Source organism: Pseudomonas sp. NUPR-002, assembly GCF_056322725.1.
Window position 1 is genome coordinate 5,398,709 of sequence record NZ_CM150476.1, and the last position, 20,274, is coordinate 5,418,982.

A 20,274-nucleotide genomic window follows, 5' to 3' on the forward strand; every position below is an offset into this window, starting at 1 on the left:
GGGGGCGCGCCAGTCAACCGCCCAGCGCAATGATCGCGGCCATCAATGCCGTGCCGACCACCGCCAGCAGCGCCCCGCTCTTCCAGCGATTGCCGCCGCAATAGCGCGCCAGCAGCCACCCCGATGCGAACAACATGGCCAGGGCCACAAGGTTGGAGCCACGAATGGCCAGTGCGGTGTTGTCGGTCAACAGAAACGGAATGACGAGTGGGAAGGTCGCCAGCACCACCAGCAAGAAGATCCCAAAGGCTCCTTTGAAATCATCCACACCCAGACGCGGCGCCTCCGGTAGCGGGGCGTGAGCCAGCAAGCGCAGGCGCAGCATCTCCATTTCATAAGCATCTGCCGCCGCAGCAATACGCTCCGGCAACAAAGCGGCAAGCAGCGCCCGCCCCTCTTCGGCAGTGCAGCCGCTGCGCAAGCGCCTGAGCAGGTTCTGGTTGCGGGTGCGCTCGGTCCAGGTCTGCAGCAGGTAAACCACGGCGTCGGCCAGACCCCAGGCCAGATTGCAGCCCAATGCCGCGATCAGCATGGTCTGGGCTTCATCGCGCCCGGAGGTCGCCACACTCAGCGTACCGACGAAGGTCATGGCCATCAGCAAGCCGAAAATCACCTCGGTGACGCGTTCGATTGGATCGAGAATCGGCCGTCGTCGGTCTTGTGTCACACGCACTTCTGTCAATACCGCTCTCCTGAGGATGCGCTACATTCCTGCTGATCGCTTGCAGCTTGTCGCTCAGCTTATCGCACACAAGGACAGCCCCAACAGGAGTTCCATGAAAGACACCGGCCCCTCATCACCTGCGAGCAACCAAGCGCCGGGCAAAGCCGAACAGGGCTGGAGGCGCTGGTTTCCAGGACTGCTAGTGCTGCGCGGCTACCAACCCGCCTGGCTGCGCCGGGATTTGATCGCCGGCCTGGTGCTGACCACCATGCTGGTACCGGTGGGCATTGCCTATGCCGAAGCCTCGGGTGTGCCGGGTATTTACGGCCTGTATGCGACCATCGTGCCCTTGCTGGCCTACGCGTTGTTCGGGCCAAGCCGCATTCTGGTACTGGGGCCGGATTCGGCGCTGGCGGCGATCATTTTGGCCGTAGTGTTGCCACTATCAGCAGGCGACCCCGGTCGCGCCATCGCCTTGGCCAGCGCGATGGCGTTGGTCTCCGGACTGGTGTGTATCGCCGCAGGCCTGCTGCGCCTGGGGTTTATCACCGAGCTGCTGTCAAAGCCGATCCGCCACGGCTACATGAACGGCATCGCCTTCACCGTACTGGTCAGTCAAACCCCCAAGCTGTTCGATATTTCGGTAGACAGTACCGGCCCCTTGCAAGACATCTTCGGCCTGTTCAAAGCCCTTGCCGCGGGCCAGGCCAACTGGGTCGCCTTTGCTGTCGGTGGCGCCACGCTGGCGCTGATTCTGCTGCTTCAGCATTTCAAGCGCGCTCCGGTGATCCTGATTGCAGTGGTACTGGCAACCCTGGCGGTCGGCGCACTGGATCTGGATGCCAGCCATGCAGTGAAAGTGCTGGGTTCGGTCCCGGAAGGCCTACCTGGCTTGGCTATTCCCTGGTTGCGGGCCGAGGATCTTCGGCCGGTATTGATGGGTGGGCTTGCCGTGGCCCTGGTGTCCTTTGCCGATACCAGCGTGCTGTCACGGGCGTATGCCGCCAAGCTGCGCACCCCGGTAAACCCGAACCAGGAAATGCTCGGGCTGGGCGCCGCCAACCTGGCGGCCGGTTTGTTTCAGGGTTTCCCCATCAGCAGCAGTTCTTCACGCACGCCGGTGGCTGAAGCGGCCGGTGCCAAGACCCAACTGACCGGGGTGTTTGGCGCGCTCGGCGTCGCGCTGCTGTTGCTGCTCGCCCCCAACCTGCTGCAAGACCTGCCCAACAGCGCGCTGGCCGCCGTGGTGATCGCCGCGGCGATTGGCTTGTTCGAGTTCAAGGACCTCAAGCGCATCTACCGCATTCAGCAGTGGGAGTTCTGGCTGTCGATCACTTGCTTTGTTGGCGTTGCGACCCTGGGTGCGGTGCCGGGTATCGGCCTGGCAGTGGTTATCGCCGTAATCGAATTTTTGTGGGACGGCTGGCGCCCGCATTACGCGGTATTGGGACGTGTCGACGGCATCCGCGGCTATCACGACATCAGTCGCTATCCACACGCCCGCCGGGTACCTGGCCTGGTGCTGTTCCGCTGGGATGCACCGCTGTTCTTTGCCAACGCCGAACTGTTCCAGACCTGTGTGCTGGAGGCCGTTGCCGCGTCCCCCACCCCGGTTCGCCGCGTGGTGATCACCGCCGAGCCGGTCACCAGCGTGGACGTCACCTCGGCAGACATGCTGATCGAGCTGGGCGAAACGCTGCGCAGGCAAAACGTCGAACTGCGCTTTGCCGAAGTTAAAGACCCCGTACGCGAAAAGCTCAGCCGCCTGGAAGTGCTCGAACACATTGGCAGCGACGTGTTCCAGCCCACCGTCGGTGCGGCGGTAGATGCCTATCTGGAGGAACACCAGATCGACTGGACGCCTTGATCCGCGCCCGGACGCCGGGGCTGACTTCAGTCAGCCGCCGCCCAAAATGCCAGGTCTATACTCCGAACAGCCTGCAACCCCAGGCGTCCCTTTCAGCTGACGAGGCATCGCAACATGGCCAAAAAGAAGGATAAAGAGAAAGACCTTGGACCTATCGGGCGCAAGGACTACGAGCATGAACTCAAAGCCCTGCACGTTGAACTGGTCAAACTGCAGCAGTGGGTGACCGCCAAGGGGTTGAAGGTCTGCATTGTCTTTGAGGGCCGTGATGGCGCTGGCAAAGGTGGCACCATCAAGGCCATCACCGAACGCGTCAGCCCGCGCGTGTTCCGCGTTGTGGCGCTGCCGGCACCGACCGAGCGCGAGAAGAGCCAGATCTACGCCCAGCGCTACATCCAGCACATGCCCTCGGCCGGTGAAGTGGTGATCTTCGACCGCAGCTGGTACAACCGCGCAGGCGTTGAACGGGTCATGGGCTTCTGCTCCGACGACCAGGCGAAAAAATTCCTCGCGGTCACCCCGTTGTTCGAAAAGATGCTGGTCGAGTCCGGGATCATTCTGATCAAGTACTGGCTGGAAGTCAGTGCCGAAGAACAGCAACGGCGCCTGGAAGATCGCATCACCGACGGCCGCAAGATCTGGAAACTGTCGCCGATGGACCTCAAGTCGTTCACCCGCTGGGACGACTACACCCGCGCCCGCGATGAAATGTTTGCGGCCACCGATTCCTCCTGGGCTCCTTGGTACATGGCCCATTCCGAAGACAAGCGCCGGGTACGTTTGAACATCATCAGCCACCTGCTCAAGCAAGTGCCCTACAAGGACATCACCCAGCAAGAGCAGATCAAGCTGCCCAAGCGCGGCAAGATCGGGCAGTACAAAGGGACCAATTACCCGTTCCGCCTGATTCCCGAGCGATTCTGAGCCGGTCTGCCCCGCGATTTGCTCAAAGTGGTCGTAGGACTGATCCTGCGCACTTCGTCGATCTCAGCAGCTTGTCCGGGGAAGTGCAATACACCCAAAAGGCGGGGCGAGGCTTTGCCTGATCTACTCAACATGCAGTCGAACTGAAGCAGAAGACACGCTTAGCGGTGGGAGCGGGCTTGCCCCGCGATGCGATGTAACTGATACACCGCAATCGCGGGGCAAGCCCGCCCCCACCGGAGGTTGCCTTAATAGCCATTCAAGCTGCCCAGGTAGAGGTTGAAGTGCAAAAAAAGAGGACCAGCGGGGCTAGGCACATTTTAAGTTGTACGATAACGTATCTCTACTCGAGTACCACTGCGTCTTCCTTTGTGTCCTACAGGGTGTTCTACAACAATGAATCCACAAGAACTGAAATCCATCCTTTCCCACGGCCTGCTGTCCTTCCCGGTCACCGACTTCAATGCCCAGGGCGACTTCCACCGCGCGGGCTACATCAAGCGCCTGGAATGGCTGGCACCTTACGGCGCCAGTGCCCTGTTCGCCGCGGGTGGCACCGGTGAGTTCTTCTCCCTGGCAGCCAGTGAGTACTCAGAGATCATCAAGACCGCCGTTGATACCTGCGCCAGCAGCGTACCGATTCTCGCCGGCGTCGGCGGCTCGACACGTCAGGCCATCGAATACGCACAAGAAGCCGAACGCCTGGGCGCCAAAGGCTTGCTGTTGCTGCCACACTACCTCACCGAAGCCAGCCAGGACGGCGTTGCCGCCCACGTTGAAGCGGTGTGCAAATCGGTGGATATCGGCGTGGTGGTTTACAATCGCAACGTCTGCCGCCTCAATGCCGTGCAGTTGGAGCAGTTGGCTGAACGCTGCCCGAACCTGATCGGTTACAAGGACGGCCTGGGAGATATCGAACTGATGGTGTCGATCCGCCGTCGCCTGGGTGATCGCTTCTCCTACCTCGGCGGTCTGCCTACCGCTGAGGTGTATGCGGCGGCCTACAAGGCGCTGGGTGTGCCGGTGTATTCCTCGGCGGTGTTCAACTTCATCCCGAAAACCGCGATGGATTTCTACCATGCGATTGCCCGGGACGATCACGCTACCGTGGCCAAAATCATCGACGACTTCTTCCTGCCTTATCTGGACATCCGTAACCGCAAGGCCGGTTACGCCGTCAGTATCGTCAAGGCTGGCGCCAAGATCGCCGGTTACGATGCCGGCCCGGTACGTACGCCGCTGACCGATCTGACCCCAGAAGAGTACGAAATGCTCGCTGCGCTGATGGACAAGCAGGGTGCGCAATAACACCTGACGTACCTGGGCGACACGACGTCGCCGGAGCCGAAGCCTGACCCTTCGGCTCCTCCACAACAGAACCCCGCACAAAAATAATTAGTGGGAGAACATCGGCATGCAAGCGACTAAAAAAACGCATGTGCGCTACCTGATCCTGTTCATGCTGTTCATCGTGACCACGATCAACTACGCCGACCGCGCCACCATTTCCATCGCCGGCTCCAGCCTGCAGAAGGATCTGGGGATCGACGCCGTCACCCTCGGCTACATCTTCTCCGCCTTTGGCTGGGCCTATGTACTGGGCCAGATCCCTGGTGGCTGGCTGCTCGATCGTTTTGGCTCAAAGAAAGTCTATGCCCTGAGCATCTTCACCTGGTCAGCCTTTACCGTACTGCAAGGGTTTGTCGGCTACCTGCCGGTCGCCAACGCGATCATCGCCCTGTTCATGCTGCGCTTTCTGGTCGGTTTTGCCGAAGCCCCCTCGTTCCCCGGTAACGCCCGGATCGTAGCGGCCTGGTTCCCGACGGCCGAGCGCGGCACGGCCTCGGCGATCTTCAATTCGGCGCAGTACTTCGCCACGGTGTTGTTCGCCCCGCTGATGGGCTGGATCGTCCACGCCTGGGGCTGGGAGCATGTGTTCATCGTCATGGGGGTACTGGGCATCCTGTTCTCCATCGCCTGGATGAAGCTGATCTACAACCCCAAAGAGCACCCGATGATCGGTGCCACCGAGCTTGAACACATCGAGCAGAACGGCGGCCTGGTAGACATGGACAAACCCAAGGCCGCTGGCAGCAGCGGGCCGAAATGGGATTACATCAAGCAACTGCTCAGCAGCCGCATGATGCTCGGTATCTATCTGGGCCAGTACTGCATCAACGCCATCACTTACTTCTTCCTGACCTGGTTCCCGGTGTACCTGGTACAGGAGCGCGGCATGTCGATCCTCAAGGCCGGTTTCATCGCCTCGCTGCCGGCAATCTGCGGTTTCATCGGCGGCGTGCTCGGCGGGATCATTTCCGACCACCTGCTGCGCCGTGGCAACTCGCTGACCTTCGCCCGCAAGGCGCCGATCGTGATCGGTTTGATGCTGTCGACGTCGATGGTCATCTGCAACTACGTCGATGCCGAATGGATGGTGGTGGGCATCATGGCCCTGGCGTTCTTTGGCAAAGGCCTGGGTGCGCTGGGCTGGGCGGTGGTGTCCGACACCTCACCCAAACAGATTGCCGGCCTGTCTGGCGGTATGTTCAACACCTTCGGCAACATCGCCTCGATCACCACACCAATCATTATCGGCTACATCATCAGCGCCACCGGCTCGTTCAAATGGGCCCTGGTGTATGTGGGTGCCAATGCGCTGGTCGCGGTGTTCAGCTACCTGGTGATTGTTGGCCCGATCAAGCGTATCGAGCTGCGTGAAGATGCCAGCAAGAACGGCAACCCCCAGCCTCAGCCTGCCACCGGCACGCTCGCTGAATCGCGCCGTTGAGTGAAACGCCTGCGGCTCCGGTCGCAGGCTCGTTGACTAGCCTGAATACAGTATAAGAAGGGCCACCCCATGCACATGATCGAACACGCCGATTCACCCCGTTACGTACGCCTGCATGAACAGGACAACGTTGTTGTCGTGGTGAATGATCAAGGGGTTGCTGAAGGCAGCCGTTTTGCCGATGGCCTGACCGTGACAGAAAGCATCCCGCAGAGCCACAAGGTGGCATTGCTGGACATCGCCAAGGGCGACAAGGTGGTACGTTACGGCCAGGTGATTGGCTATGCCTTGCAAGATTTGCCACAAGGCAGCTGGGTCAAGGAAACCCAGCTGGCAATGCCCTCGGCTCCTCCCCTGGACAGCTTGCCGATGTCTGACGCGGTGCCGGCCGCCCTGCCTCCTCTTGAAGGCTATACCTTCGAAGGCTATCGCAATGCCGACGGCACGGTCGGCACGCGCAACATCCTCGGGATCACCACCACCGTCCAGTGTGTAACCGGCGTACTGGAGCACACGGTCAAACGCATTCGTGAAGAGCTGCTGCCCAAGTATCCGCATGTCGACGACGTGGTGGCCCTGACCCACAGCTATGGCTGTGGCGTGGCGATCAATGCCCGCGACGCTTACATTCCCATCCGGACCGTGCGCAACCTGGCGCGCAACCCGAACCTGGGCGGCGAAGCACTGGTGATCAGTCTGGGCTGCGAGAAGCTTCAGGCCGGTCAGGTCATGCATGAAGACGACCCTTCCGTCGACCTCAGCGAGCCCTGGCTGTACCGCTTGCAGGATGCCAGCCACGGCTTTGCTGAAATGGTCGAGCAGATCATGGAACTGGCCGAAGTACGCCTGAAAAAACTGGACCAGCGCCGCCGCGAAACCGTGCCGGCCTCGGAGCTGATCCTCGGCATGCAGTGTGGCGGCAGCGATGCCTTTTCCGGCATCACCGCCAACCCGGCGTTGGGCTACGCCTCGGACCTGTTGATTCGTGCCGGCGCGACGGTGATGTTCTCGGAGGTTACCGAGGTGCGCGACGCCATCTACATGCTGACCTCACGCGCCGAAACTCCGGAAGTGGCGCAAGCGCTGGTGCGGGAAATGGATTGGTACGACCAGTACCTGCAGCGCGGCGAAGCCGACCGCAGCGCCAACACCACGCCGGGCAACAAAAAAGGCGGTCTTTCCAACATTGTCGAAAAATCCCTGGGCTCGATCGTTAAATCCGGCAGCAGCGCCATCAATAGCGTGCTTGGCCCGGGTGAGCGGGTGTCCGGCAAGGGCCTGGTGTTTTGCGCCACCCCGGCCAGCGACTTTGTCTGCGGGACCCTGCAACTTGCAGCCGGGATGAACCTGCATGTGTTCACCACTGGCCGTGGTACCCCTTACGGCCTGGCCATGGCTCCGGTGGTCAAGGTCTCGACCCGCACCGAACTGGCCGAGCGCTGGCCCGACCTGATCGACATCGACGCCGGGCGTATCGCCACCGGCCGAGCCAGTATCGAAGAACTGGGTTGGGAACTGTTTCACTACTACCTCGATGTCGCCAGCGGCCGCACCCAGACCTGGGCCGAACGTTACCGCCTGCACAACGACATCACCCTGTTCAACCCCGCTCCGATTACCTGACCCGCAACTCACCCCTTGGCCCTGTTTCAGGGCCAAGGCAGTTGGCCTCAATGTCAGCCATGTTATACGACGTCAGTTATCAAACCTTACCTACAGAACCCGGAGATCTTCATGTCCATCGTTCTTGGCCACAACTTCATCGCCGGGGCACGCAGTGCTGCAGGCACACAACAACTGCAAAGCCTCAACGCGAGCACCGGCGAAGCCTTGCCGTTCAGTTTCATCCAGGCCACCGAAGCAGAAGTGGACAGTGCCGCACGTGCCGCCGAAGCGGCCTTTGTTGAATATCGCCAGCTGAGCCCGAGCCGTCGCGCCGAGTTTCTCCTGGCCATCGCCGACGAACTGGATGCCCTGGGCGATGACTTCGTGGCCATTGTCTGCCAGGAAACCGCACTGCCCGCCTCGCGTATCCAGGGTGAGCGTGCCCGCACCAGTGGCCAGATGCGCCTGTTCGCCCAGGTGCTGCAGCGTGGCGACTTCCTGGGTGCGCGCATCGACCTGGCACTGCCGGACCGCAAGCCGCTGCCCCGGGTCGATCTGCGGCAGATGCGCATCGGCGTGGGCCCGGTTGCGGTGTTTGGCGCCAGCAACTTCCCGCTGGCCTTCTCCACCGCTGGCGGTGATACCGCCGCCGCCCTGGCAGCCGGTTGCCCGGTGGTATTCAAAGCACACAGCGGCCACATGGCCACGGCCGACCTGGTCGGCTGCGCCATCACGCGCGCGGCCGAATGCACTGCGATGCCCAAGGGTGTGTTCAACATGATCTTCGGCGCGGGTGTTGGTGAATGGCTGGTGAAACACCCGGCCATCCAGGCGGTCGGCTTCACCGGCTCGCTCAGCGGCGGCAATGCCCTGTGCAAAATGGCAGCCGAACGCCCGCAACCGATTCCGGTGTTTGCCGAGATGTCGAGCATCAACCCAGTGATTCTGCTGCCACAGGCCCTCGCCAGCCGCGGCGAAACCGTGGCCACGGAACTGGCGGCGTCGGTGGTCATGGGTTGCGGTCAGTTCTGTACCAACCCAGGCCTGGTGCTGGGCGTACGCTCACCCGCCTTCAGCGCATTCCAGGCGCAGCTGCAAAGCCAAATGGCCAGCCAGGCCGCGCAAACCATGCTCAATGCCGGTGGCCTGCGCAGCTACAGCAACGGTGTGGAGCACCTGCACGCGCACCCAGGCATTACCCACCTGGCAGGCCGGCCACAAGAAGGTAACCAAGCCCAACCGCAACTGTTCAAGGCCGATGTAGCGCTGCTGCTCAACGGTGATGAACTGCTGCAGGAAGAAGTGTTCGGCCCGACCACCCTCATTGTTGAAGCCGCTGACGACGCCGAACTCAAGGCCGCTTTGCAGGGTCTGCGCGGGCAACTGACTGCCACTTTGATTGGTGAGGCGAGCGACCTGCAGGCCTATCAATGGCTGGTGCCTTTGCTGGAGCAAAAAGTTGGACGCATCCTGGTCAACGGCTACCCGACCGGGGTGGAAGTCTGTGACGCCATGGTGCATGGCGGCCCTTACCCGGCGACTTCCGATGCGCGCGGTACCTCGGTGGGCACCCTGGCAATCGACCGCTTCCTGCGCCCGGTGTGCTACCAGAACTACCCTGAAGCCTTGCTGCCCGAAGCCCTGCGCAACAGCAACCCACTGGGCTTGAAGCGCCTGGTCAACGGCGAGTGGTCAACCGCCTCAATCGCCTGATGTCCGTAGGAGCGGGCTTGCCCCGCGAAGCGATGTAACCGATACACCGCTATCGCGGGGCAAGCCCGCGCCTACATGGCTTCGGCTTGTTCGTGCGCCAGGCGCAGGCGTTCGCGACTGTTGGTCAGATGCAGGCGCATCGCCGCACGGGCCGCTTCGGCATCCTGACGGGCAATCGCTTCATAGATGGCTTCATGCTCATGACTGAGCCGGCTCATGTAATGCTGCTGGTCATCATGGGCCAGACGCGCCGAGTTCAACCGGGTGCGCGGGATGATGCTAGTCCCCAGGTGAGTCATGATGTCGGTGAAGTAACGATTGCCCGTGGCCATGGCAATCTGCAGATGAAACTGAAAATCCGATGCCACCGCATCGCTGGCATGGGCCACGCTTTCGTTGAGGGCATCCAGCGCATCACGCATCGCCGCCAGTTGCTCGGCACTGCGGCGCGCCGCTGCCAAACCTGCCGACTCGACCTCCAGGCTGATGCGCAACTCCAACACCGCCAACACCTCACGCAAGGTAACGATGGTGGCCGGGTCGATACGAAAACCACTCGGGCTCGGCGTATCCAGCACAAAGGTGCCGATGCCATGGCGGGTTTCCACCTGACCGGCTGCCTGCAAGCGCGAGATCGCCTCGCGCACTACGGTGCGGCTGACACCCTGCTCTTGCATGATCGCCGACTCGGTCGGCAATTTATCGCCGCGCTTGAGATGGCCATCACGGATCTGCTCGGTGAGGATCGTTACCAATTCCTGGGCCAGGCTACGCGGTTTTCTGCGGGCGCGTGGCAGTGCGCTCTGGTCTTTCATATCGAACATCTGTCCCGAATATTCTTCAATCCGGATCATAGCGCAATTGGTTGTACGATCACATGCACCCGTGTCATTGCGCCGTTTTCAGCCGGTACGCCTTGCGGTTGGCGCTGCGGGCGAAGCACACGAACAACGCAGCCATGATCGCCAGCGCCATCGGCAGGCCATGTGGTGCGACATTCATGGCCGCGCCACTGAGCAATGGCCCGATCAAGCTGCCCACACCCCACAACAGCCCGACGCTGGCGTTGGCGGTCACCAGGTCCTGACCCTTGAACTGCTGACCAATCAGCACCAGCGCCAAGGTGTACACCCCACCCGCCACCGCACCGAGCACCACCAATGCCGGCCACAGCAGCCATTGCACCTGCAGCAACCAAGGCAATGCCAGGCCGATCAGCATCGCCACCACGCCACACACCAGATGCACCAGGGTCCGTTCGCTGCGGTCTGCGAGCCAGCCCAAGGGCAACTGGAACAGCATGTCGCCGGTGAGGATCACCGTCACCATCAACGCCGCCACGCCCACGGCAAAGCCGTGACTGGAGGCATACACCGGCATCAGCGACAGAATCACCGCATCGAAGAACGAGAAGAACAACACGCCCATGCACAGCGCCGGGGCGACACGGAAAAAGCCTGCCAGCGAGAAGCTCTTGTCGGCATCCTCGCCATGTTCGACATGATCGTTGGGCACCGTCAGCACGATGCACAGCAACGCCAGACCATAGCAGCCGGTGACCACCGCGTTTACCCAAGGGCTCTGCGCCCCCAGCAACGCCAACATCGCCGGGCCGAGCATCTGAAAACCCGTGAAGGCGGTGGCATACAGCGCCATGATCTTGCCGCGGTTGTGCTCCTCGCTCAGCTCATTGACCCAGGACTCGCCAAGAATGATTGCGATCCCCATGCCAATACCCAAGCCCAGGCGCAGCAGCGCCAGCAGGTAGATCGAAGAGAACGCCCACTCGAGCAGGCCGATGCTTAGCGCGCACAAGCCGAAGCACAGCAGGTAGATATTGCGCCGCGTCAGGTGTCGGCAACAGGCATCGACCATAAACGCCGAGAGCATCATCCCCGCCGCTGGAATCGCCGAGAGAATACCGATCTGCAAGGTACTGGCGCCGCTATCGAGCAAACGCAGCGACACCAATGGCAAGCTCGCCCCAAGACTGAAACCGACCACCGAAACAGCGAACAACAAACCCACCAACAAACGCGTATTCATTACCACTCCACACTTACCGGCGCAGGTGCGACATCGCGCCTGCGCAGGCGCACACATGAGCAAAACAGTTCAGATGCGGACGAACACCGCCACGGCAAAAGGCCGGGCGTGCAGCCGCCAACTCAGCAGGTGTGGAGGTGAGGCGAAAAAGTAAAGGCGAACAGCACGCTGCGCCGACGCTTGAGCACAGTATCGCTCGGCCAATCGCAGCAACGGGTCAGGACGACCGGCTGGGGTTGCGCGAATGTAAGGCTGAAGCGGCTCATACGTCGGTTACACAGGAAGGAATGGGCGGCACTCTAGGAGAAGCCATGCCACCCGTCAATAGCCCGTTCTTGAGCCTTCAGCGCTTGGCGGTAGACGGCAGCAGGATCGCCAGCAAACCGAACAGGGGCAAATACGAGCAAACACTGTAGACGTACTCGATGCCTTTGAGGTCGGCCAGGTAACCAAGCAATGCCGCGCCGATACCGCCAAAACCGAACATCAGGCCGAAGAAAATCCCGGCGATCATGCCGACGTTACCCGGCACCAGTTCCTGGGCATACACGACAATCGCCGAGAACGCCGAGGCCAGGATAAAGCCGATGATCACGCTCAACACACTGGTCCAGAACAGGTCGGCGTACGGCAGCGCCAGGGTGAATGGCGCCACGCCGAGAATCGAGAACCAGATCACCGCCTTACGCCCGATACGGTCACCGATCGGCCCGCCAAAGAAGGTCCCGGCCGCCACCGCGCCGAGGAACAGGAACAGATGCAGTTGCGAGCTGGCGACCGAGAGGTCGAACTTCTCGATCAGGTAGAAGGTGAAGTAGCTGGTGAGGCTGGACATATAAAAGTACTTGGAGAACACCAGCAGCCCCAGCACCACCAGCGCCCCGGTGACCCGCCCGCGCGACAGGCCATGGGTTGCAGCCTGCCCGGCCTTGGCTTTGAATAGATTGAGGTGCTCGCGATACCAGCGGCTCAAAGCGTAGGTCACCAACACCGCCGCCACGGCAAACAAGCCGAACCAGGCCACATTGCCCTGGCCGAATGGAATGATGATCGCCGCCGCCAACAACGGGCCGAACGCGGAACCGGCGTTACCGCCCACCTGAAAGGTTGACTGCGCCAGACCATATCGTCCGCCCGAGGCCAGCCGGGCAATCCGCGAGGTTTCCGGATGGAAGGTCGAAGAGCCAATGCCCACCAGTGCTGCAGCCAGCAGAATCATCGGGAAGCTGCCGACGTACGCCAGCATGACAATCCCCACCAGGGTACACAGGGTGCCCAGCGGCAGCAGATTCGGCATCGGCTTGCGGTCGGTGTAAAAGCCCACCCACGGCTGCAGCAACGACGCGGTGATCTGGAAGGTCAGGGTAATCATCCCCACTTGGGCAAAGGTCAGCCCGTAGTTGTCCTTGAGCAAGGGATAGATCGACGGTAGCACGGCCTGGATCAAGTCATTGATCAGATGCGCCAGAGCGCAGGCGGCGATGATCCGCATGACCAGCGGGCTGCTCTGCGCAGTCGTGGCACTTGCGGGCGAAAGGGACGAGGCACTGCTTACAGCCATGACAAAGTCTTCCATCCGGTGGTTGGGATCCAATTATCCAGAATTCGTTAGCAAGCGCACGATTCTTTTCGACGAGCGTCACACCTACATTCTTGCTAATGATTCTCACTAGCTATAGCATCCTTCCGGTTTTCGGCCCTTGGTCCCTGCTCAGAGCATTGCGTCCGCCATGAATTCATCGCCCACTTCCGTACCCTCGACCGGCCCTGGTACACGGATACGCCAGGCAAAACGACGTGAAGCACCACGCGCCTGGCTAGGCTGGGTGATCGCTGCCGGTGTGTTACTGGCCGCCGGATTGCTCGTGTTTACCCAACTGCCCTACCTGCAACGGCTGATCAGTGATGTCGCCACCGCCCCGGGCGAACGTCGGCAGATCCAGTTGGCCGATGGCTCGCGGCTGACGCTGGACGGCGCCAGCGCAGTGAATGTCGATTTGCGCGGAGCGGTGCGCAAGGTGCGCGTTGTTCAAGGCCAGGTGTTCATCAATGTGATGCTTGATGGTCGCCCTTTTGAGGTCGATCTCGGCGACAGCCGGATTCAGGTGTTTGGCACTCACCTGTCAGCCAGCCGCGGCCGTGACCACGACGAAGTGATCTTGCTCAAGGGCAAGCTGGAAGTCATTGGCCAATATGGTGAAAAACGCTTGCTCAGCCAGGGCCAGCGCCTGATCGTCCGGGGTGCGAGCCTGGGCCAGGCGGAAAAAGTCGATGCCGAACGCTTGCTGGCCTGGCGTGACGGCCAGCCTTCCAAGCCCCCTGTCCGCTAAGCAATTGATCACACGATTATTTTTTTGAAAAAGAGTGTTGACAGGTGTCCGTTTAAAGCGAATAATGCGCGCCACTTGGCTACATAGCTCAGTTGGTTAGAGCATAGCATTCATAATGCTGGGGTCCGGGGTTCAAGTCCCTGTGTAGCCACCAAGTACCGAAAAATGGCTTACCGCAAGGTAGGCCATTTTTTTTTGCGTCTGCGATTTGTGGGAGATACCGTCTTGCACTGCCTGTAGGAGCGGGCTTGCCCCGCGATGGCGACCCTCCAGACACATCGCTTCGCGGGGCAAGCCCGCTCCTACAGACACAGCATCAAGCCAACGCAATGCTGGCTTAATGAGAAAGATTGTCATTATACTCCAGCCCTCTCCCGGTCCCGCCCGAGCAAAGGAAAGCGCTGCTGTGCTGGAAAAATTGTTCACCCAACATTCATCTGCTCTGCACCGTTACCTTCTGCGCAAAAAATGCACGCCAAGCCTGGCGGCGGATCTGGTGCAGGAAACCTTTCTACGCCTCGCTCAACTGGATAACCTGGAGAGCGTTCTTCGCGGGCCGTCCTATCTGTTCCGGGTCGCCCACAATCTGATGATCGATCACTATCGGCGCTACGGTGAAAAACGCTTCGACACCGATGCCACGGCGTTTTTCGAAACCCTGGTCGACGAAAGCAGCCGCCCTGAAGAACAGGCCATCGACGCGCTGGAACTGGAGCACCTGGAGAACCTGCTTGAACGCATGCCTGCACGCACCCGCGATGTGTTCCTGTTGCTGCGTGTCGAAGGCATGACCCACAAAGAGACCGCGCGCTATTTACGGATTTCCACAAGCTCTGTACAAAAACACATGGCGATGGCCCTGGCTAAAATCGGCAGGGAGCTGGAACCAGGCCCAGAAGGCTAGGCCTTGTGTACGATAAAAAGCGATAAGGTAGCCAGACAACACCGTGAATGCTTCTCCACAGAATATCGACCCGATAGAGCAGGAAGCTGCCGAATGGGTGGTGCGCCATCGTCAAGGACGGCTGTCGGCGCGCGAACAAAAGGCATTCCAGCACTGGCTGGCGGCCGACCCTCTGCATGCCGCTGCTGCTGAGCGAGCGAATCGCGCCTGGAAGGCCACTGCACAGCTCAAGCGCCTGCCCGGATACAGCAAACCTCAGCGCCCGCCACGCCCGCGCTGGTTTCAGTTACCTCTCGCCACCGGCAGCGCTGCAACCGCCCTGGCCCTGGGCTGCTGGATGCTGCTGGCCCCGCCCTTCTGGCTACAAGCACTGAGCAGTGACTATCACACCGGCTTTGGCGAAACCCAGCAGATCACCCTGGCCGATGGCAGCCAGGTGGAACTGGGCAGCCACAGCATCCTCAATGTGACCTACGACGATCAGACCCGGCTGGTGCGCCTGAGCCAGGGCGAGGCGGTATTCACTCCCGCACCGGTGACGGATCAGGAACGCCGCCCCTTCACCGTACGCACCGCAGGCGCCGATATCACTGCACGCGGCACGCAATACTTGGTCGGTGTGGGCGACAACCGCGAAGGCTGGGTGGGTGTGCTGCAGCATCAGGTCGAGGTCGATCTGACCCATCGCGAGCTGGAAGACGCTGCCGGCTCTGCCCTGCTCGATCAAGGCAAGAGCCTGCGCTTCAGCCCGAGTTCCGGCCTGGTGCCGCTGAATGTCAGCCCGGACGAGCTGGCCAGCTGGCAGGAAGGCCGCCTGGTGTTCCAACGCGAATTGCTCGCCGATGCCGTGGCACGCATCAATCGCTACCGTGCTGGCTTGGTGATGGTCAGGGGCGATGCCCTGCGTAATGTTCAGATCAGCGCGGTGATGCGCCTGGATAACCTCGACGACGCCCTCAAGCGTCTGGCGGCGCAGGCCCATGCACGGATCATCGACCTGCCTGGGTTCACCCTGATCTACTAAAAAAGAATAAAAAACAATAACAATAGATCATAACGATCTATTGCGTTTTTTCCGCTGCACCGTTCTCACTACACGTAAATAAATCTTATTTGCTTTTAGTGAGGCCGGTTTTGCAAACGCAAGGGAATAACAACAAGCGCAAGCTTTCAAAGCGCACCCGCCTGAGCCTGGGCGTGCAGTTAGCCGTTTTAGCAGTGATCGCTGATGCCGCCACACTTGGCGCCGTTCACGCCAACCCGAACATGAGTGCAACGCACGCATCGTCCCAGGGCGCACTCCACGCATTCAACATCCCCTCGCTGGCGCTGGATGAAGCGCTGGTGCTGCTGGCCCGTCAAGCCGGTGCCGAACTGTACATCGGCAGCAGCAACTTCGCCGGCGCGTATGGCAATCCGGTTCAGGGTCGCCTTTCTCTGGAAGCGGCGCTACAGCAATTGCTGGCGAACAAAGCCGTCACTTTCAACGTCACCGGCCAACCCGATCGCCCGGTCATTCAGGTGCAGTCCGGTGCAGGTGCCTCAGGCCTTGAAGAAGGCGACCTGCACCCCACCTACGTACACGGCGCCGAATACCAGGAGTCGCGCGACGTAAAGGGCTACAACGACATCTACGATCAGGACATCTCCTCGGTGTACGCCGGCAAGGAGCAGATCGAACGCTACAAAGGCGCCGCCCCCGCCGACCTATTCAAGGGCATGCTCAACGTCTACAGCGGCGACGCCCGTAACAGCGGCGCGCTGGACCCGAACATCCGCGGCATTCAGGGCCCGGGCCGGGTACCCTTGACCATCGACGGCACCGAGCAGGCACTGACCGTGTACCGGGGCTACAACGGCGCCAACAACCGCAACTATATCGACCCCAACCTGATCGGCAGCATCAAGGTGATCAAGGGGCCTAACATGGAGCGTAACGTCTACAGCGGCGTCGGCGGCGCGGTGGTGGCCAGCACCATCAACGTCGATGACGTGCTCAAGGAAGGCCTTGAGTACGGTGGTGAATTCAAGATCGAGGGCAGTAACAACTCGGTTTCGCCAAAGCTGCCGACGTTGATGACCGGGCAAATGCCAGGCCCAGACTATCAGCACGTTCCGATCTACTCCTACTTCGACCCTTCGCTGTACAAACAACCGCGCACCAGTAGCAGCAACGATCTACTGTCCAGTGACGACTATGCCTATCGCCTGGCCCTGGCCACCCGCCAGGAAAAGTTCGAGCTGTTGACCGCCTACGCCTACCGGGAAAAAGGCAACCACTACGCGGGCAAGAACAAAAGCGACTTCTATTCAACCGGCAAGAAGGTGAACGGCCATTGGGACCACATTCCCAACCTGGCGAACATCTACAAACCGGGCAATGAAGTACCCAACACCTCCAGCAAGATGGAGTCGTGGCTGGGCAAAGCCAAACTCAAGATCGATGAAGACCAGTCGCTGGAATTCGGCTACCGCGACACCGATGCGCTGTACGGTGAAATCCTGCCGTCGCGGATCTCCTTCTTCTCGCCCGGCACCCTGTTCGACGCCGCGACCCATGGCGTGCCGCAGTGGCCGCTGAGCCATGTGGAAAGCAAAGCCTACAACCTGGAATACAAACTCAAGCCTGAGGGTAACCCGTGGGTGGATTTCTACTCCAACCTCTGGGCAACCAACACCCGCAGCGATACCTACAGCAGCGGCGGCGTGCCAAACCACACCACCATGACCGACCCGGTGTTCAGAAACACCGCGATAGCCAACGCCAAGCACGACCGTGTCGGCCTGACCGTCAGCAACAAGTTAAAACTGCTCGACAGCCTCGACTTGACCCTGGGTGGCAGCTACCAGCATGAAAAGCTGGGCTCCAGCGACGACTACTACGACACGGCCATCAACACCACTTTGCGTATGTATCCACGCAAAGGACGCAGGGAAGAACAGGAATACAACTTCAACTTCGATTGGCACCCGGTGAGCTTTGCCCGATTCAATGCCGGGATGCGTTATTCCTCGTACTGGGCCTTTGATGATTACTTGAAGGAGCGCCAGGAGAAGGACGGAAAAACAACCGCTACCGTGGCAACCGGAACGCAGGTTGCTTACACCACAAGAAAGGAACTTACGAGCGCTGAGCGGCAAGCAAAAATTGACAAGACGATTGAAGACAACCAATTCTTCTGGGACATGTTCGGCCTCACCGAAGCACAGCGGCAAGAGGCAATCAATTTAATCAAATCAGAAACCTCTTTCATTGAAGAAACCCAGCATCTAGCCGCCTGGGAAAACAATGGCAAAGGTAAGTACTCTCGCAACAACAACCCTTGCGCAAATTTTCAGGACCCGCGTGAAAAGCTTATTTCATGCAGCAACCATGGATACAACTACGGTGATGTAGATGCAAACGGCAACCCCATTTTCTACGAGAAAGATGTAAGCGCTAAACACCAGAAAGATCACGGTTGGACGCCTTCGCTCGCTGCCACCTTCTACACCTCCGAAAATGGCCGATTGTACCTTCGCTACAGCGAAGCACTGCGTTACCCGAGCATGTTTGAAAGCACCGTCGGGTTCTCTTCTTCCACCAACCCGTGGGGGTTGAAACCGGAGCATGCGCGCAACTATGAGGTCGCCTACGTCCACAACTTGTCCGGCCTCGGCGGCAGTGAAATTGCCGACATCAAGCTGACGTACTACCACAACACCACCAAGGATGTAATCGAGCGCGACCCGATGATGCGTTTCGAAAACCTCGAAAAGCAGACCACCGCTGGCCTGGAGTTTCAGGGCCGATATGACAATGGACGCGTATTCACTGACATGAGCATCGGCCATGTCCTGAAGAATAAAGTCTGTGATGAACATTCTGCGATCATGCTTGACCCGAGCGGCTCTACACCCAATTGCGTGGATGACGGCTTTGTCGGTGGTTATCTTGTGAGTATGGCCATGCCTGAATGGTCAGCCAACTTGGGGGTTGGGGCACGATTCTTCGAGCGAAAACTTGAAGTTGGCGGGCGGGCCATTTATTACAAACAACACGAAAGCAAGTTCTATAACAACTATGGCAGCAGCGCCATGGTCAGTTACTACCTGAACACGCCGATGTCGTGGGACGACATCATTACTTATGACGCCTACATAAATTACAAGTTGAGCGACGACGCTTCCATAGAGTTGACCGGCACCAACTTGACCAACCTTTATTACATCGACCCACTGACGCGCTCGGCCATGCCCGCACCAGGTCGAACGTTGAAAATCGGCTTTACCACTACTTTCTAAATTTCGGGGAGGGGTACTACATGGGAGGCTGAAAAGCTGCTTGGCAAATGCTTGACGTGTTGAATTAACTTTAATTAATCAATGGATCCTGAATTCATAGAATAAGTGCAACGTTTGAAACGATAGGCAGAGAGTCAGCCACCGGTAGAATCCAGGCTCTCACACCGAAGGATTCAAGCGCAGATGACTACGCATTACCGGCAGCTGACTCAGGGCCAACGTTACCAGATTGAGGCCGGTCTGAGCGCCGGAAAAAGCCAGGCAAGCATCGCGAAACAGGTTGGCGTACATCCCTCGACGATCAGTCGTGAGGTTCGCCGCAACAGCTCCCAGAAGACCTACAAAGCGGTTGCTGCGACCCATGAAAGTGATGCCCGTCGAGCGCAGGCGCGCAAGCACTGCAAGCCATTAACGTGGTTCAGCCATTATCTGCCGCTCTGGCTAAAACACGGTATGAGCCCGGAGCAGATTGCTCAGCGCCTGAAGCAAGAGCAGCCGGAGCGCGCGGTCAGTCACGAGTGGATTTATCGGTTTATCGCCACCGACAAACACGCAGGTGGCGAGTTATACAAGTATTTGCGGCACCGCAGGAAGCTGTACCGAAAACGCTACGGAAGCCACGACCGGCGCGGACAGTTGCGTAATCGCGTATCGATAACCGAGCGCCCTGCTGAGGTCGAAGCCCGCGAGCGTCTAGGTGATTGGGAGGGTGACACGGTGCATGGCGTAGGCGGCAATCTGGTCACGCTGGTTGATCGTAAAAGCGGCTACCTGAGCGCCTATCCGGTCAAGCGCAGGACGCGCCGGCAGGTAACGCGGGCGATCAATCTGTTGCTCAAGGGGCATGCTGTTCACACGCTGACGCTGGATAACGGGAAGGAGTTTGCCGGGCATGAACGCATTGCGCATCGGAGCCAGTGCCAAGTCTTTTTTGCAGAACCCTATTCATCCTGGCAGCGAGGCACTAATGAAAATACCAACGGCCTGCTCCGGCAGTATTTTCCCAAGGGCGGCGACTTCAGCAAGCTGACCGTCGAGGCGGTCAGTCGCGTGGTAACGAAGATCAATTTACGCCCGCGAAAACGCCTGGGCTGGAAGACGCCGTACGAAGTTTATGCAGGGGCGAGCGTTGCACTTATGTGTTGA

Annotated in this window: 15 protein-coding genes and 1 tRNA gene; 12 read left to right on the forward strand and 4 right to left on the reverse strand. The window is 59.8% G+C overall.

Features of this window, described 5'->3' with window-relative positions; translation table 11 throughout:
* Positions 1-13: 13 nt before the first annotated feature.
* The gene (locus tag ACVWSC_RS24960; RefSeq protein WP_442109785.1) at positions 14-682 is read right to left on the reverse strand and encodes a hypothetical protein; all 669 of its coding nucleotides are present in this window, start codon (positions 680-682) and stop codon (positions 14-16) included.
* A gap of 94 nt (positions 683-776) precedes the next feature.
* On the opposite strand from ACVWSC_RS24960, the gene ACVWSC_RS24965 reads away from it, so the two are divergent.
* The 6 genes from ACVWSC_RS24965 to ACVWSC_RS24990 all read left to right on the forward strand — a co-directional run bounded on the left by ACVWSC_RS24965 (position 777) and on the right by ACVWSC_RS24990 (position 9,564).
* Positions 777-2,531 carry a SulP family inorganic anion transporter gene (locus ACVWSC_RS24965; protein WP_442109787.1) on the forward strand — a complete coding sequence of 585 codons (1,755 nt, stop codon included), beginning with the start codon at positions 777-779 and terminating at the stop codon, positions 2,529-2,531.
* A gap of 114 nt (positions 2,532-2,645) precedes the next feature.
* Complete coding sequence (ppk2, locus tag ACVWSC_RS24970) at positions 2,646-3,455, forward strand: polyphosphate kinase 2 (RefSeq protein WP_442109789.1); 810 nt, start codon at positions 2,646-2,648, stop codon at positions 3,453-3,455.
* A gap of 396 nt (positions 3,456-3,851) precedes the next feature.
* Complete coding sequence (kdgD, locus tag ACVWSC_RS24975; protein WP_442109791.1) at positions 3,852-4,763, forward strand: 5-dehydro-4-deoxyglucarate dehydratase; 912 nt, start codon at positions 3,852-3,854, stop codon at positions 4,761-4,763.
* Between the two features lie 106 nt (positions 4,764-4,869).
* The gene (locus tag ACVWSC_RS24980; protein ID WP_442109793.1) at positions 4,870-6,246 is read left to right on the forward strand and encodes an MFS transporter; all 1,377 of its coding nucleotides are present in this window, start codon (positions 4,870-4,872) and stop codon (positions 6,244-6,246) included.
* 69 nt (positions 6,247-6,315) lie between these two features.
* Positions 6,316-7,869, forward strand: a complete 1,554-nt coding sequence (gene garD, locus ACVWSC_RS24985) for a galactarate dehydratase (protein ID WP_442109795.1) — start codon at positions 6,316-6,318, stop codon at positions 7,867-7,869.
* A 111-nt stretch (positions 7,870-7,980) separates the two neighbouring features.
* Positions 7,981-9,564 (forward strand): aldehyde dehydrogenase (NADP(+)), encoded by a 1,584-nt coding sequence (locus ACVWSC_RS24990; RefSeq protein WP_442109797.1) that lies wholly within the window; start codon positions 7,981-7,983, stop codon positions 9,562-9,564.
* Between the two features lie 71 nt (positions 9,565-9,635).
* On the opposite strand, the gene ACVWSC_RS24995 is transcribed toward ACVWSC_RS24990, so the two are convergent.
* The 3 genes from ACVWSC_RS24995 to ACVWSC_RS25005 form a co-directional block, all read right to left on the reverse strand.
* Positions 9,636-10,379 (reverse strand): FadR/GntR family transcriptional regulator, encoded by a 744-nt coding sequence (locus ACVWSC_RS24995; RefSeq protein ID WP_442114369.1) that lies wholly within the window; start codon positions 10,377-10,379, stop codon positions 9,636-9,638.
* A 73-nt stretch (positions 10,380-10,452) separates the two neighbouring features.
* Positions 10,453-11,610, reverse strand: a complete 1,158-nt coding sequence (locus ACVWSC_RS25000) for an MFS transporter (protein WP_442109799.1) — start codon at positions 11,608-11,610, stop codon at positions 10,453-10,455.
* Positions 11,611-11,953: 343 nt separating this feature from the next.
* Positions 11,954-13,171 carry an MFS transporter gene (locus ACVWSC_RS25005; protein WP_442109801.1) on the reverse strand — a complete coding sequence of 406 codons (1,218 nt, stop codon included), beginning with the start codon at positions 13,169-13,171 and terminating at the stop codon, positions 11,954-11,956.
* A gap of 169 nt (positions 13,172-13,340) precedes the next feature.
* Between ACVWSC_RS25005 and ACVWSC_RS25010 the strand changes: the two genes are divergently transcribed.
* The 6 genes from ACVWSC_RS25010 (at position 13,341) to ACVWSC_RS25035 (ending at position 20,274) form a co-directional block, all read left to right on the forward strand.
* Positions 13,341-13,940: a FecR family protein gene (locus tag ACVWSC_RS25010; RefSeq protein WP_442109803.1), complete on the forward strand. Its 600-nt coding sequence runs from the start codon at positions 13,341-13,343 to the stop codon at positions 13,938-13,940.
* Between the two features lie 77 nt (positions 13,941-14,017).
* Positions 14,018-14,094 (forward strand) — tRNA-Met (locus ACVWSC_RS25015).
* Positions 14,095-14,346: 252 nt separating this feature from the next.
* A complete protein-coding gene (locus ACVWSC_RS25020) occupies positions 14,347-14,844 on the forward strand; it encodes an RNA polymerase sigma factor (protein ID WP_442109805.1) in 498 nt (165 codons plus the stop codon).
* Between the two features lie 43 nt (positions 14,845-14,887).
* Entirely contained in the window at positions 14,888-15,868 is a 981-nt protein-coding gene (locus ACVWSC_RS25025; protein WP_442109807.1) for a FecR family protein, read from the forward strand.
* 173 nt (positions 15,869-16,041) lie between these two features.
* Positions 16,042-19,128 (forward strand): TonB-dependent receptor domain-containing protein, encoded by a 3,087-nt coding sequence (locus ACVWSC_RS25030; protein ID WP_442109809.1) that lies wholly within the window; start codon positions 16,042-16,044, stop codon positions 19,126-19,128.
* 183 nt (positions 19,129-19,311) lie between these two features.
* Entirely contained in the window at positions 19,312-20,274 is a 963-nt protein-coding gene (locus tag ACVWSC_RS25035; RefSeq protein ID WP_442107591.1) for an IS30-like element ISPsme1 family transposase, read from the forward strand.